Here is a 16,866-nt window from a genome sequence, read left to right on the forward strand (position 1 = left end):
ATTCCGTCCAATGGGGGCTTCCATTTCCGAGATCGCTCAGCACCGTGCCGATGACCCGGTTTGCATCGTGGGACTTGGCTGCCGCTTACCGCCGGATACCGAGTCAGCCGAGGCGTTCTGGCGCTTCCTCCGTCAGGGCGGTTGCGCCGTCCGTCCGGTTCCGCCAGAACGCTGGACCGCCGCCGACTATGCCGCTAACGGCCCGGCGCGGCCAGGGACCAGTGTGTCGCGGTGGGGCGGCTTTCTCGACGGATCGTTCCCCGCCGGGTTCGATGCCGGGTTCTTCGACATTGCCCCGGCCGAGGCTCAGGGACTCGACCCGCAGCAGCGCTTGCTGCTCGAAGTCGCATGGTCCGCGCTCGAAGATGCCGGACTGACGCCCGAGCGTGTCGCGGACGATGGTAACGTCGGAATTTATGTCGCCATCAGCACCTCGGACTATCAGGGGGCGCGGATCTGGAATTCCGATTTAGCCGGAATCGATGCTTTTGCCGCGACCGGGGCTGCTTTCGCCGCCGCCGCCGGGCGGCTGTCCTACACGCTGGGATTCGAAGGCCCATGCATGGCGATCGACAGCGCCTGCTCGTCCTCGCTAGTGGCCTTTCATCAGGCCTGCCAGGCGATCCGCGCCGGAGAGTGCGACGCCGCCCTGGTCGCCGGGGTTAACGCCCTGTTGGCTCCCAATCTATTCGTCGGCCTGACCCAGTTGGGCGTGCTGTCGGCGGATGGGCGGTGCAAAGCGTTCGATGCCGGTGGAGACGGCTATGTCCGGGCCGAAGGGGCGGGGGCTTTGCTGCTGATGACCCTATCGCGGGCCAGAGCGCGGGGGTGCCGCGTTCTGGGGCTGGTGCGTGGATCGGCGGTTAATCAGGATGGCAAGAGCAACGGCCTCACCGCACCGCGCCGTTCCGCGCAGGAAGCGGTGATCCGCCGCGCCATTGCCCGTTCCGGTTTGTCATTTGCCGATATCGGTTATATCGAAGCCCACGGCACCGGAACCCCGCTGGGCGATGTCGTTGAAATGGCCGCGCTGGCCGCGACCTATGGGGTTGGACGCGATCCCGCCGATCCGCTGCTGATCGGTTCGGTCAAGACGAACATTGGCCATCTTGAGGCCGGTGCTGGGATCGCAGGTCTGATCAAGGCGCTTCTGTGCCTGCGCCATGGCGAGATTCCGCCGCATCTGCATTTGTCGTCGCCCAGCCCGCATATTCCGTGGGAGCAGTACCCGTTCCGGGTGCCGACGGTTCTGACGCCGTGGCCCGCCGGAGATAAGCCGCGTCGGGCTGGGGTCAGTTCGTTCGGTTTCAGCGGCACCAATGCGCATGTCATTCTGGAAGAAGCCCCGGCGGAAAGCGCCCGCGCCGATGGCCCGACCGCGCCCGATCCGCAGGTTCTGCCGCTGTCGGCGCGCAGCCCGGACGCGCTGCGCGCTCTGACGGAACGCTTCGCCGACTATCTGGAGAGCACGACGGCTCCGTTGAGCGATATCGCTCATATGGCCGGGGTAGGGCGGAGCCATTTCGGCTTCCGTCTGGCGGCGGTGGGATCGAGCGGGGCCGAGATCGCCTCGGGCCTGCGCCAGTCTCTGGCCGGAGCCGCGCCGCGTTCTGTGTCGGTCGGATCGAAGAGCGAGCGGCCCCGTATCGCGTTTCTGTTCACCGGCCAAGGGTCGCAATATGTCGGGATGGGCCGCAGCCTGTACCGCGATCAGCCGGTCTTCCGCGCCGCGCTCGATGCTTGCGATGCGATTTTGCGTGGACGGCTGGGCGAGTCGTTGCTGGACCTTCTGTATGGACCGCAGGCCGATAACGAACGGCTGCAACAGACCCGCTTTGCCCAGCCCGCGATCTTCGCGGTCGAATATGCTCTGGCGGAATTGTGGCGGAGTTGGGGGGTAACCCCTGACATCGTTGCCGGGCACAGCATCGGCGAGTTCGTCGCGGCCCATGTCGCCGGAGTGATCGGGCTGGAGGATGCCTTGACCCTGGTGGCGGAACGGGGGCGTCTGATGCAGAGCCTGCCGTCCGGTGGGGCGATGGCCTCTGTCGCCGCGCCCGAAGGGGTGGTCTCCGCCGCCATTGCAGAGGCGGTGAAGGCCGGAGCGCTGGTGTCGGTCGCGGCGATCAACACGCCCGAGGATATCGTGATCGCCGGTCCGGCCGATAGGGTGGCGGATTTGCGGCGCGGGTTCGAGGCCCAGGGCTACCGGACGCAGGAATTACGGGTTTCGCATGCCTTCCACTCGCCGCTGATGCGGCCGATGGTGGATGTCTTCGCCGAGGTGGCGGCGGGAGTAAGCTATCGTCCGGCTCATCTGCCGATGGTTTCGACGGTGAGCGGTCGTAAGGCCGAGGCGGGAGATTTGTCGAGCGCGGGCTATTGGTCGGCTCAGGTCGAAGCGCCGGTGCGTTTCGCCTCTGCGGCCCGAACCTTGGCCGAGGATGGGGTGACCCTATTCCTGGAAATCGGTGCCGCCCCGATCCTGACGGCGCTGGCGCGGACAAATGTCGAGTCGGACAAACGGGTGTTCCTGCCGTCGCTGATGCGCCCCTCGGGTGCGAATCCCGATGCGACTACCGATCATCGGACTCTGGCGGCGGCGGTGGCGGCGCTGTATGCCCAGGGGGCCGAGATCGATTGGGATGGGCGCGATAAGCCGTTCGATCTGCGCAAGGTCGCGATCCCCGGCTATCCTTTCCAGCGCAAAAGCTATTACGTCTCGCCGGTGCGCGGGGGGGTGACGGTTTCAGTTCCGACTGCGGCGGCGATCGATCCCGTTCCGCGTGTGCCGTCCGATCCGGTGCGTCCGGTTGTGCCAGGAGGGGGCCGCGACGGGCTGATCCGCACCATTGACGAGATCGCCCGTCGAGTCTTGAGCGACCAGCCGCTTCCGCCGCTCGATTCCGACCGCGCTCTGGGCGAGCAGGGCTTTACCTCGCTGATGGCGCTGGAATTACGACGGCAGCTTGACCTTGCCTTTCAGTCCCGGTTGCCCGCGACGTTCTTCTTCAATTATCCGTCGATCTGCCGGATGGCGGATTATTTCCTGGCGCACGACGACCCGCCCCCGCCGCCCCCCGTCGGCTCCACGCCGCACGCCGCTCCACCCGACGCTTTCCCCGATTCTTCGGGGTTCAGGTTTCTGGACGACCTGTCCCCCAGCGAACTGGAACAGCTCATCGAACGCGAGGTGAACCTGCTATGAACGACGTGACGAGCCCCGACCACATCACTCCCGACGGCACGGCGGACGTTCTTAAAAAGACGTTCATCGCGCTTAAAAAGACACAAAACCAGTTGCGCGAGATCGAGGCCGCCCGTAGCGAGCCGATTGCGGTGGTCGGGATGGCCTGCCGTCTTCCCGGTGGGGCCAACGATCCCGAGGCGTTGTGGCAAATGTTGCGCCGGGGCGACAATACCAGCGCGCCGATTCCAGCCGAGCGATGGGATTCCGAGGCTTTTTATCATCCGTCGCCCGACGCGCCCGGCACCACCCATGCCTTGCGGGCCAATTTCATCGATCGGCCGATTGACCAGTTCGATGCGCCGTTTTTTGGGATTTCGTCGAAGGAAGCCATCAGTCTCGACCCGCAGCAGCGCTTGCTGCTCGAAGTCGCGTGGGAGGCAATCGAGGATGCCGGCCTCAACCCGATTTCGTTGCGCGGCAGCCGAACCGGCGTCTATGTCGGTATTTCCAGCGATGATTATACCCAGGCTCACCGCCATTCCGGGCGGCTCGACCTGATCGACGGCTATGCCCTGACTGGAACCTGCTTCGCTCCGGCGTCGGGTCGGATTTCCTACACGCTGGGATTCGAAGGCCCCAGCATGGCGGTCGATACCGCCTGCTCGTCCTCGCTGGTGGCGGTCCATCTGGCTTGCCAGGGGTTGCGCGACGGCGAAAGCGACATGGCGCTGGCCGCCGGGATCAATTTGATCCTGTCGCCGATTTTCCATATCGCGTCGTCGAAGTTGGGAACGATCTCGCCGGATGGTATGTGCAAGACCTTCGATTCCTCCGCCGATGGCTATGGGCGTGGCGAAGGGTGCGGGGTGATCGTGCTGAAGCGTCTGTCCGATGCTATCGCCGCCAAAGACCGAATCCTCGGTCTGATTCGCGGATCGGCGGTTAATCAGGATGGCAAGAGCAACGGTCTCACCGCTCCCAACGGTCTGGCCCAGGAAAAGGTGATCCAGCGCGCGTTGCAGACGGCGGGATTGTCGCCCGCCGATATTGGCTATATCGAGGCCCACGGCACCGGAACCCCGCTGGGCGATCCGATCGAGGTCGAGGCGATCGGCCGGATCATGCAGAAGGTGCGCGGCGCAGACGATCCGGTTTGGATCAGCACCATCAAGACGAATATCGGCCATCTTGAGGCCGGTGCTGGGATCGCGGGTCTGATCAAGGCGCTTCTGTGCCTGCGCCATGGCGAGATTCCGCCGCATCTGCATTTGTCGTCGCCCAGCCCGCATATTCCGTGGGAGCAGTACCCGTTCCGGGTGCCGACGGTTTTGACGCCGTGGCCCGCCGGAGATAAGCCGCGTCGGGCTGGGGTCAGTTCGTTCGGTTTCAGCGGCACCAATGCGCATGTCATTCTGGAAGAAGCCCCGGCGGAAAGCGCCCGCGCCGATGGCCCGACCGCGCCCGATCCGCAGGTTCTGCCGCTGTCGGCGCGCAGCCCGGACGCGCTGCGCGCTCTGACGGAACGCTTCGCCGACTATCTGGAGAGCACGACGGCTCCGTTGAGCGATATCGCTCATATGGCCGGGGCAGGGCGGAGCCATTTCGGCTTCCGTCTGGCGGCGGTGGGATCGAGCGGGGCCGAGATCGCCTCGGGCCTGCGCCAGTCTCTGGCCGGAGCCGCGCCGCGTTCTGTGTCGGTCGGATCGAAGAGCGAGCGGCCCCGTATCGCGTTTCTGTTCACCGGCCAAGGGTCGCAATATGTCGGGATGGGTCGCAGCCTGTACCGCGATCAGCCGGTCTTCCGCGCCGCGCTCGATGCTTGCGATGCGATTTTGCGTGGACGGCTGGGCGAGTCGTTGCTGGACCTTCTGTATGGACCGCAGGCCGATAACGAACGGCTGCAACAGACCCGCTTTGCCCAGCCCGCGATCTTCGCGGTCGAATATGCTCTGGCGGAATTGTGGCGGAGTTGGGGGGTAACCCCTGACATCGTTGCCGGGCACAGCATCGGCGAGTTCGTCGCGGCCCATGTCGCCGGAGTGATCGGGCTGGAGGATGCCTTGACCCTGGTGGCGGAACGGGGGCGTCTGATGCAGAGCCTGCCGTCCGGTGGGGCGATGGCCTCTGTCGCCGCGCCCGAAGGGGTGGTCTCCGCCGCCATTGCAGAGGCGGTGAAGGCCGGAGCGCTGGTGTCGGTCGCGGCGATCAACACGCCCGAGGATATCGTGATCGCCGGTCCGGCCGATAGGGTGGCGGATTTGCGGCGCGGGTTCGAGGCCCAGGGCTACCGGACGCAGGAATTACGGGTTTCGCATGCCTTCCACTCGCCGCTGATGCGGCCGATGGTGGATGTCTTCGCCGAGGTGGCGGCGGGAGTAAGCTATCGTCCGGCTCATCTGCCGATGGTTTCGACGGTGAGCGGTCGTAAGGCCGAGGCGGGGGATTTGTCGAGCGCGGGCTATTGGTCGGCTCAGGTCGAAGCGCCGGTGCGTTTCGCCTCTGCGGCCCGGACCTTGGCCGAGGATGGGGTGACTCTATTCCTGGAAATCGGTGCCGCCCCGATCCTGACGGCGCTGGCGCGGACAAATGTCGAGTCGGACAAACGGGTGTTCCTGCCGTCGCTGATGCGCCCCTCGGGTGCGAATCCCGATGCGACCGCCGATCATCGGACTCTGGCGGCGGCGGTGGCGGCGCTGTATGCCCAGGGGGCCGAGATCGATTGGGATGGGCGCGATAAGCCGTTCGATCTGCGCAAGGTCGCGATCCCCGGCTATCCTTTCCAGCGCAAAAGCTATTACTTGCCCCCGCTGCCCGATTCAGGTGGAGGGGCCGTTGCTGGACGCGGCCACGCCTGGTTGGGACAGAAAATCGTTTCGCCGCTGTTCGCGCGCGGCACCGTGCTCTATCAGGCTCATTTTACCGCCGAACAGCCGTCATTCCTGCGTGAGCATAAGATTTTCGGTCGGATCATCTCGCCCGCCGCCGCGCATCTGTCGATGGCGTTCGGGGCGATGCGCGATCTGACCGGAGCGGGTGCGAGCCAGCTTGACGACGTTTCTTTTACCGCGCCGCTGGTCGTTGATGACGATGAGCCTCGCACGGTGCAGATGATCGTTGAGGGCGAGCCGGGCGTCGGACGTGGTTTCCGGCTGGTCAGCCGGGCCGCCGAAGCGGATGATGCTGCATGGCTAACCCATTGCGCGGGGCGGATCTCAACCGAGCCACCCAAGGCACGCGCCGCTGCGGGGGCCGATTTCGCCGCGCTGGCCGCACGTAGTCCCGGACGGATGGAGCATGACGCTTTTTATGCCCTGATCGAGACGGTTGGCTACAGTACGGGACCGAATTTCCGTTGCCTGCGTGAGATTGGCCAGGGCGAGGACGAGTCCTGGTGCCGTCTGGAAGCCACCGGCCGGATTGATGATAACGCGATCCATCCCGGACTGATCGATTCGATCCTTCAGACTGTTCTGCCCGCTTGCGACAAATCCGCGTCCGAGATGTTGGTGGGCGATAGCGTCTTGATTCCGTTGCATATGGGAAGCGTCCGTTTGCTCGGGTCGCTGACTGGGCCGCTTTACTGCCATACCCGGATCGCGGTATCGCCGGGATTGGTCAAGGCGACGGTTACCGCCTATGCCGCCGATGGCGCTCCGGCTCTGGAAATCGACGATTTCCTCTTGAAGCAAACCGACCGCGACACCCTCTATCAGCAGATGCGCCGAGACGACCGGGGACTGGTTCATACCTTGTCCTGGCATGAGGTGGCGACGGCGGCGCATCCGGCTCCTTCGCTTGCGGCGGCAACCGGATGGGTTGTCGTGCGCGGTGCGGGCCGTTGGGGCGATGGCGTGATCGCCCGCTTGCGTACCCAGGGACTCGACCCTCTCGACCTGTGCCAGGGCGATGTGTCCGATTTTGGCGGGAGGGTAACGAAATGGGCGGCCGAGGGGCTGTTCGTCTCGATCCGGGTGGTGCTGGACACGACCGGGGCAGGCGGGCAGGGCGACGAGTCCACCGCCGACAGTCTGGACGCCGACCATCAGAAATGGGTTGGCGGTCTGCTCGATATCGTTCAAGGACTGGGCCGCACACCCCTGCCGCAGCCGACCCGGCTGTGGATCGTGACAAGCCAAGCGCAATCGGTCATTCGCGAGGATAAATCGATCCGGCCCGCGAGCTTGGTTGGTGGAGCGCTGTGGGCGTTCGGTCGTACCATCTCGCACGAATTCCCCGAGATGTGGGGCGGTCTGATCGATGTCGAGGCCAAAGTCAGCGCCGAGGGGATCGCCGCCCTGACGACGATCCTCGATGGTAGCGCCCCAGAATCCGTTGTGGGCGAGGATCACCTTGCCTTGCGTCGGGGCGGCCATATTTTCGCGGCTCGTCTGCTTGCCGCACCCGCGACCAAAGCCGCGACCGCTGGGGCGGTGCCCGCGATCAGCGCAGCCGAAGCCTATTACCTTGACGTTGGCCCCCGGCATACCCTTGACGATCTGACCTTCAAGACCCGGCCCCGCCGTGCGCCACAAGAGAACGAGGTCGAGGTCGCGATTGTTGCCGCCGGTCTTAATTTCCGCGATGTGCTGAACGCGCTCGGGCAGTATCCCGGCGAGGCCGGTCTGCTCGGCTTCGAGGCGACCGGAACCGTGGTTCGACGTGGGACTGCGGTGACCGACCTGCGCGACGGCGAGGCGGTTATCGTTCTTGCCTCGCCCGGTTGCATCGGCAGCCATGTCACCGTTACCCGTGCCCAGGTTGTGCCGAAGCCGAAGCGGTTGAGCTTCGCCGAGGCAACGACGCTGCCCGCCACCTTCCTGACGGCTCATTATGCCCTGTCCGTGCTGGCGAAGATGACACGGGGCGACCGTGTTCTGATCCATGCAGGGGCGGGCGGTGTCGGGATGGCGGCGGTGCAACTGGCGCTCCGGGCCGGAGCCGAGGTGTTCGCCACCGTTGGCTCGCAGGATAAGCGTGACGCCCTGACCGCGATGGGCGTCACTCATCTGTTCAGTTCGCGTAACACCGACTTCGCCCCGCAGATCAAGGCGCTTACCGATGGTCAGGGAGTCGATATCGTCCTTAACTCGCTGAACGGCGACTTCATCCCCGCCAGTTTTTCGGTGCTGGCGAAGGGCGGTCGTTTCCTGGAAATGGGGAAGATCGGGATCTGGGACGCGGCGCGGGTCGCGGCGTTGGACCCCACGATTTTTTATCGCCCGTTCGATCTGGCTGCCGTGTCGCGTGACGATCCGGCGACGATCGCGGCGATGGTCGCCGAGTTGTTCCCTCTGTTCGAAACCGGAGAACTGCGTCCGCTGCCGGTCACGGTGTTTCCGTTGCATCAGGCCGAGGACGGGTTCCGCTACATGGCGCAGGCCCGCCATATCGGCAAGATCGTTCTGTCGCGTGACGGCGAGGACCGCAAGGTTCTGATGCGCGAGCGCGGGCCTGTCGTTGCCGAGGCGACCTATCTGGTTACCGGCGGGTTGGGGGCGTTGGGTCTGCGGGTGGCGCAATGGCTGGCGGACGAGGGTGCCCGCCATCTGGTTCTGACCGGCCGCAATGCCCCGAACCCGACTGCCGAAGCGGCAATCGCTCATTTGCGCGAAGCAGGAGTCGCGGTCGAAATCGTGGCTGCCGATGTCGCGCAAAGCGACGATGTGGGGCGCATCGTCGCTCATATCGATACGACGATGCCGCCGCTGAAAGGCGTTGTTCATGCGGCGGGCTTGCTTGCCGATGGCATGATTGCCGATCTGACCTGGCCGCGCTTCCGTACCGTGATGGCTCCCAAGCTCCGGGGAGCCTGGAACCTTCACCTCGCCACCCGCGACCGGCCGCTTGATTTCTTCGTCCTGTTCTCGTCGGTCGCGGCGGTGATTGGCAATCTCGGCCAGGGTAATTACGCCGCGGCCAACGGCTTCATGGATGGCCTGGCAGCCTATCGCCGCCTGTTATCGCTGCCCGCGACCAGCGTCAATTGGGGTCCGTGGGCGGAAGCCGGGATGGCCGCCGCTCTGTCCGGCGATCGCTTCTCGGCAATGGGGATCCGGGGACTCAATCCCGATCAGGCGCTGCGGGTTCTGAAGCACGTCCTGAAAGAGGATCTTTCCCAACCCGGTATTGTCGATGCCGATTGGCGGGCTTTTGTCGCCAGTCAGGGATTGGATGCCAAACGCGGCCTGTATGCGGCTTTGGCTTCGGCGGGGGGAGCGGTCGAGCAGACCGATACCGTCGCCTCGTCCGGGCGGAATATCGTCGAGGAACTGCGGGCTGTCCTGGCCGTCGAGCGGCCCGGTCTGCTGCGGTCTTACCTTCAGGAACTGGCTCGCCATACTCTGGGCTATGCCGAGGGTGAGCCAATCGCTCTCGACCAGCCCTTGGTGGCTCAGGGGTTCGACTCGCTGATGTCGGTCGATATGCGTAACCGGCTGAACCGCAGCCTGGGTAAGACGTTGCCCGCGTCGCTGCTGTTCGATTACCCCACCCTCGATAAGATCGCGACCTTCCTGTTGAACGACGTCATCCAACTGGAAGAGGAGTCCGCTGCGGCGGGGGCGGCCGCACCCGCCCAGTCGGCGCAGGCACTCCTGCGCGAACTGGAGTCTCTGATCGCGGGATAGCGGCAGGCCCCGTGTTCCGGGCCTGCCGCATGCGCGGTTAGGCCCGGACCGGCTGGACCCGGCTGGCGGCCAGTTTGGCCCGTTCGATCGCTTCGTCTACCGTGGGAGCCGAAGCAACCGCCACTCCCATCCGGCGCTTCTGATAGCTCTCCGGTTTGCCAAACAGGCGCAGGTCGCTGCCCGGCACCTGCAATGCCTCGGCCAGTCCCTCGAACGCGATTCCGGTTGCGTTCATTCCGCCGTAGATCACCGCCGAAGCGCCGGGCGAGCGCAGGGTAACATCGACTGGCAGGCCCAGGATGGCGCGGGCGTGGAGGTCGAATTCGGATAGGCGCTGGGTACACAGAGTTACCAGACCAGTATCGTGGGGGCGTGGGCTGACCTCTGAGAACCAGACCTGATCGCCCTTCACGAACAACTCGACACCAAAGATGCCCCGTCCGCCCAGATCGCCGGTGATCCGCCCGGCAATTGCGCGTGCCGCCTCCAGGGCTGCCGGACTCATCGCCTGGGGTTGCCACGACAGGACGTAATCGCCATCGACCTGATGATGCCCGATCGGGTCACAGAAATAGGTTTCGACCTGTCCCGACGCCCCGACCGCCCGCACCGTGAGCTGGGTAATCTCGTAATCGAAATCAATGAAGCCTTCGACGATGACGCGGGTTCGCGCCACGCGGCCGGCCTGGAGGGCGTGTACCCACGCGACTTCGACGTCCGAGGCGGATTTTAGAACGGTCTGGCCTTTGCCCGATGACGACATCACCGGCTTGACCACGCACGGATAGCCGATACCGTTGTCGATTGCCGCCCGCAATTCCTCAAGCGATTCGGCGAAGGCATAAGGCGAGGTCGGCAGGCCCAGAGTCTCGGCGGCAAGACGGCGAATGCCCTCACGGTCCATCGTCAGCCGGGTGGCGCGAGCGGTCGGGATGATCTCGGCCAGCTTTTCCCGCTCGATCTCAAGCAGAAGATCGGTGGCGATTGCCTCGATTTCCGGGACCACCATATGCGGCTTTTCCGCCTCGATCACCCGGCGCAGGGCATCGGCATCGGTCATGGTGACGACGTGGGAGCGGTGTGCCACCTGCATCCCCGGTGCATTGTCATAGCGATCAACCGCGATCACTTCGACGCCTAGCCGTTGTAAGGCGATGACCAGTTCCTTGCCCAACTCGCCAGCGCCCAACAGCATGACCCGCGTGGCGGACGTGCTTAACGGCGTTCCGATGCTCATGTCGTCTTCTCTCCAGAAGAGGGGGGTCGCTCCCCGAAATAACGTGTCCCCACCGGATCATAGCGGTTGGGTTGGAGTTCGGTATGATAGAATATTTCCGATTCTACCAAGCCCAAACTGTTGAGAGCAACCGAGGATTCGACAGGACGCCGATGACAATCCAGACCTGTATCCCCGCTGCCGCCGAAGCGGCCTTGCCCCATATTGGTTATACTTATCATCGTGGAGCTCTGGACGAATCCGGTCCGGCGGTGCTTCTGATCCACGGTCTGGCCGGAACGCCCAACGAGATGCGCTCGGTCGCCCGTTGCCTCTCCGCCTCGGGGTTCGTCGTCTATGCCGTGCGGCTGGCTGGACATTGCGGTAGCGAGGCCGATCTGTTGAAGACCGGCTGGCGAGACTGGTACGGCAGCGTCGAGACGGTTTATGCCGATGCGGCCCAGCGCCATCAAACCGTCTTCGTTGCCGGGCTGTGCCTGGGGGCGTTGCTGGCGTTGCATCTTGCCGCACAGCACAAGGACAATGTTGCCGGTCTCGCGCTGTATTCCCTGCCCTTGTGGTATGACGGCTGGTCGATGCCCCGGCTGTCTTTTCTGCTGCCGTGGTTTTTAAAGACGGAGCGGGGGCTGTCCTATCGCTTTGTCGGCAGCGATCCCTTCAGCATTAAGGATGAACGTCTGCGTCGTCCTGTTGCCGCCGCGAAGATGAATGGAAACACCACCGCTGCCGGGGCGATAGGGATCTCCGGCCGGTCGCTGCGCGAGATGGGGGAATTTGTCGAACTGCTGAAGCCGGAACTGCCAACGATTAATGTGCCGACCCTGATCGTTCACGCTGTTGAGGACGATATCTGTGGTCTGCGCAATCCTCGTTATGTCGCTCGCCGTCTGAGAGGTCCGGTCCGCACGGTTCTGTTAGGAGATTGCTACCACCTGATCACGGTCGATCGCCAACGTGCCCAGGTCGCGGGCGAGACAGCCGAGTTTTTCGGTGCGTTGGCGGGGGTTACCCCGCCGAGGCGATGAGCGGTCTTTCCGTCCGGGGAGATCCGGTTGTTCCGGCTCCGGCCAGGGCGATCAGGGCGTCGCAGGCATTGGCGGTGCCGGTTTCCGCGCTGATCTGGACGCCGATTTCAGCGGCCCGACGGCGGCAGGTGGACGAGTCGAGCAGTGCCCCCAGTGCGTTGGCGGCGCGGCTGGCAGTATAGCGCCCAATCGGAAGCGAACGGCCGATCCCCAGTCGGGTGACGCGGGCGGCGTTGTCGGGCTGGTCATAGCCGAACGGAACCACCAGCATCGGACGGCCTGCCCGCATTGCCTGGCCGGTGGTGCCGACACCGCCATGATGGACGATGGCGGCGGCGCGGGGAAACAGTTCGGAGAACGGGGCATAGGCGACGGCGATTGCGGAATCGGACAATGGGCCGAGTGGCAGTGGCGAATTGCCGCCGACCATCAGCACGGCCCGTCGGCGCAGTCGCTGCGCGGCCTTCAGACTGTCTTCAAAGAAGCTGCCGGGGTTGCGTACCATCGCGGTGCCAAGGGTGAAAACCAGCGGTGGCGGTCCGCTTTCCAGGAACGCGGTCAGATCGGGCGGCAATCCCCCCACAGCGCCGTCGTCGTAAAAGGCAAAGCCGGTGGCGATACTGTTTTGCGGCCAGTCGGGCTGGGGCGCTCCCAGCAGCGGGGAAAACAAACCGAGCGCCAGATCCGGCGCGTGTTGCCCGCTGAATAGCGGGTCGTTCGCTGCGGGCGGCAGACCAAGCTCGGCGCGGAAGGTATGCCAGGGCGCGCTCCAATCATGGGCGCGGATCATCACGTGGCGGTAAATTTCGCGGAAAAGGGACGGTCCAAACGGGCGCAACAGGTTCAGGAATGGAATTTCGGCCATCACCGAAGGGTCGTGGGCCGACAGGGCGGTGAAGGGGGCGAGGAAGGTCGAGGCCCAGCGTTGCCCCTGAGTTTCCGCTACTAGCCGCGCGGTAAAAGCCAGTGGGTGCGAGACCAGCAGGTCTGACCCTTCGGCGGCGGTGGACAGGTCGGCGAAGGACTCGCGCAGACTTGGCATCATCACGGAGCGGATCAGGGTTTCCGCGCCGGTACGGGGATGCAGAATCTGCTCGATCAATCCGGGTACGGCCCGAATTCGATTGAAATCAGGGCTGAGTGGGTAAAAGTCGATCCCCAGCGCCTGGATTTTGTCGCGATAGATTTCGCTGCCAGCAATCGCGGCGCGGTGGCCGCGCCGGTTCAGCTCAAGCGCCAAGGCGATGTATGGGTGAAGATCGCCGAACGAGCCGATCGTGGCGAAAACGATCCGCAGACTTTTCCCGCTTCCCGCCCCCGCCATGGAATCGAAGTCCCTTCGCACCGGTCTCAGTTCTTGGCGAGAGCCGGCAAATCCTCTTCGAGGATGGAGATGTTCAGCGAGTACGAGACTTCGCCTTCATCTTCGTCACGATGCAGAACGCCGATGAATTCATCGCCGATGCTGACTTCGACTGGAGCGCTGGACTTCTTGGGCGGTTCGATCCGAATGCGGTCGTTGCCGAAGGTCGCACGCAGATATGCCTCAACGCGGGCGATTTCGCTCGGTTTCATGGTTGCAAGCTCATGAAAAGTGGACGTTTGGATCGTAAACAAGCAGAGCAGCGGTTGGCCGTCACGGGGACGGCCAACCACATCTCAGGCTTTAGAGGGCCTTCAGATTGACCGCAGAGGTCTTGCCCTTACGCGGATCGCGCTCTTCCTCGAAGGAAACCTTCTGGCCATCATTGAGGCCGTTGAGGCCGGCGCGCTCGACCGCGGAGATGTGCACGAACACATCCGGGCCGCCGTTGTCCGGAGCAATAAAGCCAAAACCCTTGGTGCTGTTGAACCACTTGACGGTGCCGTTCGGCATATTGAGGTCTCCAAGAATGAGATTCACGCGACGCGACTTCGCGAAGCGGATCAAGTGCCGAGCGACTCTGGTCGTTTCTCAGGGCAGAATTGATGAACACAGTGTTGATCGTTCGGCGGCTAATAGCAAGGTCCAACTGGCTTGAAAGTCGATTTCGACGCGTTATTCCGCATTACGGGTAGTTTCCGAACCCCCGTAAAAACACGTGAACGCTCTTGTTCATTCTCATATTCTTCCCATCTATCAACAGCTTGAACCCTGTATCGGAAGGATCGGGATCATGAGGCTGTCGGACGTGGGAAACGGGTTGGCCGTTGCCGGTTCATTCGCACTTTTGTCGGCCTGTACGGTGGTCGGGATCCGATCTGGCACCGAACAGCCGGTTTACGAGGTGGTCGCCACCTTGGCGGACGATATCGAAATTCGTCATTACGGGCCTCGCATCGCCGCTGAGACGGATGTCGATGGCACCGAATCAGAAGCCCGCAATCAGGCGTTCCGAATTTTGGCTGGGTATATCTTCGGTGGTAATCGTGACCGCCAGAAGGTTGCGATGACGGCCCCGGTCGAAACCGAAAGGTCGCGGTCCATCGCGATGACCACCCCGGTCGAAGGAAGCGAATCGGGCGGGCGGAAGACGATGCGGTTTTTCATGCCGTCTTCCTTCACAATGGAGACGCTGCCGGTTCCCGATGACGACCGTGTTCGTCTGGTCGAGATTCCCGCTCAGACCCTGGCCGTTCTCCGCTTCACTGGCTGGCGTGACAGTGAGGCGATCGCCCAGCATCAGGGGGAATTATTGACCCGCCTGGACGGGACGGCATGGCTACCGCAGGGGGCGCCCACGTCCTTTCTATACGATCCGCCCTGGACATTGCCGTTCCTGCGCCGCAACGAAGCGGCGGTCGCGGTTGTGCGCCGTGACGGGTAGGCCCAGGTTGTCGCTCCGCAAGAGATCGCTTAGTCTATACCCGAGGCGCTTGCGCCGAATGAGTGTTTTTTCTCGGGGTGGTCTGAGCAATGATAAGCGTGGTGATATCCCTTATCGCGGCAATCATCTATTTCCGTTCGGCTCGGTCCCGCCGTCTCAAGGCCTTTGTGTGGGCGCTGATCGGCGCGGCCTGCGTCTTGTGTCCTGGATTATTGCTGGGGGCTGCGTGGAAGCTGCTGATTCTACCCGCTTTGCCGGAAACCGGATTTGTGATCGAGCATTTCACGCTGACCAATCTGCTCTATTCAAGCCTGACGTTGGTGGTCGAACTCGTCATCGTGTTCCGGGTGCATAACCACTATCTTCGCGTTGTGCCCGCCCCCGAGACGAAGGCCTGATCCCACACGGTACGCATAACGACAAGGGGAAGGTGCCATGAAGCTGTATTACAAGGCGGGGGCCTGTTCGCTGGCGTCCCATATCGCTCTGATCGAGGCAGGCTTCGACTTCACTGTCGAGGCGGTCGATCTTGCCACCAAGAAAACCGATGGTGGGGCCGATTTCCTGGCGATCAACCCGAAGGGGTATATTCCGGCGCTGGTGCTGGATGACGGTCAGGTGCTGACCGAGGGGGTCGCGATCCTGCTCTATCTTGCGTCGCAGGCTCCCGATTTGTCCCTTGCCCCGGCAGAGGGCACCGCCGATCATATCCGGCTGGTCGAGTGGCTGGTGTTTATCGCCACCGAATTGCACAAAGCGACGGCGGGCCTATTCAATCCGGCGCTTCCCGCCGAAGCCAAGGAGATATCCAAGGCCACGTTGCGCCGTCGTCTCGACTTCACCGATCAGGCGTTGGTCAAGAGTTCTTATCTGGTGGGCGTGACGCCGACTGTCGCGGATTTCTATCTGTTCACCGTCGTGTCGTGGCTGCCTCGGGTCGGTATCGACGTATCGGACTGGCCGTCCCTGGCCGCCCATTCCGTTCGGATTGCCGCGCTGCCATCGGTGCAAGAGGCATTGAAGGCCGAAAAACTCTTATAGGGTCGGCCGTTTGGATGGTTTCGCGGCGTCTGTTTGTTCTTGGGCTTGGGTCGGTTGCGGCTGCTTCCATCCTCTCTCCGTCTCTTCCGTCTCCAGGAAGGGGCGGGGAGGAGGATGACGTTCTTGCCATTGATCCACGGATGGAGGGGCGGACCCGAGGCTTTGCCCTCCAGTGCGACCGCTCCCCCTGGGTCGAGGAAACGGGACGGACCTGCGGACGAGTCATCACCTATCGTGCCGGAGTAGAGGGCAGGGGGTCTTGTGTCCTGCTCGACCGCTTCGGCACCGTCGCGCTAACGACACATCAGGTCGAGGATTGGTTGTCCAGCGACGGGACGCGGACGGTCGAGGCGGTCGTGCGCTTTTCCCCTCGTCCCGGCGAGATCGTCGAGACCAAGGGGCTGAGCGATATTCGGCTGCACGAAGGACTCGATCTGGCCTTCGCTAGCATCGATCCCGCCTTCGTCGCTTCCGCGGATCTGATGCCGGTGGTGTGGGGCGCCATCCCGAACGTCGTCGTCGAAACCGAAATCGTCGCGGTTGGGTGGGCGTTGGGTCGCGACCGGCTTCATGCGGCTCAAGGCGTGTGCCGTCGTTTCCACGATATCGACGAGCAAAGATATACCTCGCTCGGCAAGTCCGGTTCATCGGGCCGGTTCTTCTGCAAGATCGAAGCCCGGCTTGGCGCGTATCCCGGTATGTCGGGCGGGGCGGTGTTCTCGGGCGGGGCCTTGGTCGGAATCGACAATGCCAACAGCCCCGCCGACGATATCCCCGATCTGCGCTTCACCCCGTCCTGGGCTGTCTGGGATGGCTATCGCAAGCTTTATCCCGACCGCGCCGCCGAAGCGGTTTTTGCGCCCGGCCTGCGGCTTGACCGCCAGCCCATGCCGCTCTCTTGTGTGGCCGACCCACGGGCATTTTCGCGATAGGCGCCAAA

General features: G+C 63.6%; 11 protein-coding genes. 7 read left to right on the forward strand and 4 right to left on the reverse strand.

Annotated elements, in window-relative coordinates:
* Positions 1–10: 10 nt before the first annotated feature.
* A complete protein-coding gene (locus PHAMO_RS03840; RefSeq protein WP_002726620.1) occupies positions 11–3,208 on the forward strand; it encodes a type I polyketide synthase in 3,198 nt (1,065 codons plus the stop codon).
* A complete protein-coding gene (locus PHAMO_RS18310) occupies positions 3,205–9,816 on the forward strand; it encodes a type I polyketide synthase (RefSeq protein WP_002726622.1) in 6,612 nt (2,203 codons plus the stop codon). The genes PHAMO_RS03840 and PHAMO_RS18310 overlap by 4 nt, the downstream gene beginning before the upstream one ends.
* Before the next feature lie 37 nt (positions 9,817–9,853).
* Here PHAMO_RS18310 and purT read toward each other — a convergent pair whose 3' ends face one another.
* On the reverse strand, positions 9,854–11,053 hold the full coding sequence (purT, locus tag PHAMO_RS03850; protein WP_002726624.1) for a formate-dependent phosphoribosylglycinamide formyltransferase: 1,200 nt from the start codon (positions 11,051–11,053) through the stop codon (positions 9,854–9,856).
* Positions 11,054–11,205: 152 nt separating this feature from the next.
* Between purT and PHAMO_RS03855 the strand changes: the two genes are divergently transcribed.
* Entirely contained in the window at positions 11,206–12,078 is an 873-nt protein-coding gene (locus PHAMO_RS03855) for an alpha/beta hydrolase (RefSeq protein WP_002726626.1), read from the forward strand.
* On the opposite strand, the gene PHAMO_RS03860 is transcribed toward PHAMO_RS03855, so the two are convergent.
* The 3 genes from PHAMO_RS03860 to PHAMO_RS03870 all read right to left on the reverse strand — a co-directional run bounded on the left by PHAMO_RS03860 (position 12,059) and on the right by PHAMO_RS03870 (position 13,954).
* Positions 12,059–13,402, reverse strand: coding sequence for a glycosyltransferase (locus PHAMO_RS03860; RefSeq protein ID WP_002726627.1), 1,344 nt, complete (start codon positions 13,400–13,402; stop codon positions 12,059–12,061). The genes PHAMO_RS03855 and PHAMO_RS03860 overlap by 20 nt on opposite strands.
* Positions 13,403–13,428: 26 nt before the next feature.
* Positions 13,429–13,653, reverse strand: a complete 225-nt coding sequence (locus tag PHAMO_RS03865; protein WP_002726629.1) for a DUF3126 family protein — start codon at positions 13,651–13,653, stop codon at positions 13,429–13,431.
* Positions 13,654–13,744: 91 nt separating this feature from the next.
* On the reverse strand, positions 13,745–13,954 hold the full coding sequence (locus tag PHAMO_RS03870) for a cold-shock protein (protein ID WP_002726631.1): 210 nt from the start codon (positions 13,952–13,954) through the stop codon (positions 13,745–13,747).
* Positions 13,955–14,234: 280 nt separating this feature from the next.
* Here PHAMO_RS03870 and PHAMO_RS03875 point away from each other — a divergent pair, with 280 nt between their 5' ends.
* The 4 genes from PHAMO_RS03875 to PHAMO_RS03890 all read left to right on the forward strand — a co-directional run bounded on the left by PHAMO_RS03875 (position 14,235) and on the right by PHAMO_RS03890 (position 16,858).
* Positions 14,235–14,885 carry an SOUL family heme-binding protein gene (locus PHAMO_RS03875; protein ID WP_002726633.1) on the forward strand — a complete coding sequence of 217 codons (651 nt, stop codon included), beginning with the start codon at positions 14,235–14,237 and terminating at the stop codon, positions 14,883–14,885.
* Positions 14,886–14,983: 98 nt separating this feature from the next.
* Positions 14,984–15,283 carry a hypothetical protein gene (locus PHAMO_RS03880; protein ID WP_155801533.1) on the forward strand — a complete coding sequence of 100 codons (300 nt, stop codon included), beginning with the start codon at positions 14,984–14,986 and terminating at the stop codon, positions 15,281–15,283.
* Between the two features lie 37 nt (positions 15,284–15,320).
* Positions 15,321–15,926: a glutathione transferase GstA gene (gene gstA / locus PHAMO_RS03885; RefSeq protein WP_002726638.1), complete on the forward strand. Its 606-nt coding sequence runs from the start codon at positions 15,321–15,323 to the stop codon at positions 15,924–15,926.
* Between the two features lie 14 nt (positions 15,927–15,940).
* Positions 15,941–16,858, forward strand: coding sequence for a S1 family peptidase (locus PHAMO_RS03890; RefSeq protein WP_002726640.1), 918 nt, complete (start codon positions 15,941–15,943; stop codon positions 16,856–16,858).
* Positions 16,859–16,866: the final 8 nt, after the last annotated feature.

The organism is Magnetospirillum molischianum DSM 120 (assembly GCF_000294655.1).
In the GTDB taxonomy this organism is placed as follows: domain Bacteria; phylum Pseudomonadota; class Alphaproteobacteria; order Rhodospirillales; family Magnetospirillaceae; genus Phaeospirillum; species Phaeospirillum molischianum.

Bases quoted from the DNA above. Each gene is read 5' to 3' on its own strand.
- PHAMO_RS03840 (WP_002726620.1), top strand. From the start codon at position 11: ATGGGGGCTTCCATTTCCGAGATCGCTCAGCACCGTGCCGATGACCCG.
- PHAMO_RS18310 (WP_002726622.1), top strand. From the start codon at position 3,205: ATGAACGACGTGACGAGCCCCGACCACATCACTCCCGACGGCACGGCG.
- purT (WP_002726624.1), bottom strand. From the start codon at position 11,053: ATGAGCATCGGAACGCCGTTAAGCACGTCCGCCACGCGGGTCATGCTG.
- PHAMO_RS03855 (WP_002726626.1), top strand. From the start codon at position 11,206: ATGACAATCCAGACCTGTATCCCCGCTGCCGCCGAAGCGGCCTTGCCC.
- PHAMO_RS03860 (WP_002726627.1), bottom strand. From the start codon at position 13,402: ATGGCGGGGGCGGGAAGCGGGAAAAGTCTGCGGATCGTTTTCGCCACG.
- PHAMO_RS03865 (WP_002726629.1), bottom strand. From the start codon at position 13,653: ATGAAACCGAGCGAAATCGCCCGCGTTGAGGCATATCTGCGTGCGACC.
- PHAMO_RS03870 (WP_002726631.1), bottom strand. From the start codon at position 13,954: ATGCCGAACGGCACCGTCAAGTGGTTCAACAGCACCAAGGGTTTTGGC.
- PHAMO_RS03875 (WP_002726633.1), top strand. From the start codon at position 14,235: ATGAGGCTGTCGGACGTGGGAAACGGGTTGGCCGTTGCCGGTTCATTC.
- gstA (WP_002726638.1), top strand. From the start codon at position 15,321: ATGAAGCTGTATTACAAGGCGGGGGCCTGTTCGCTGGCGTCCCATATC.
- PHAMO_RS03890 (WP_002726640.1), top strand. From the start codon at position 15,941: ATGGTTTCGCGGCGTCTGTTTGTTCTTGGGCTTGGGTCGGTTGCGGCT.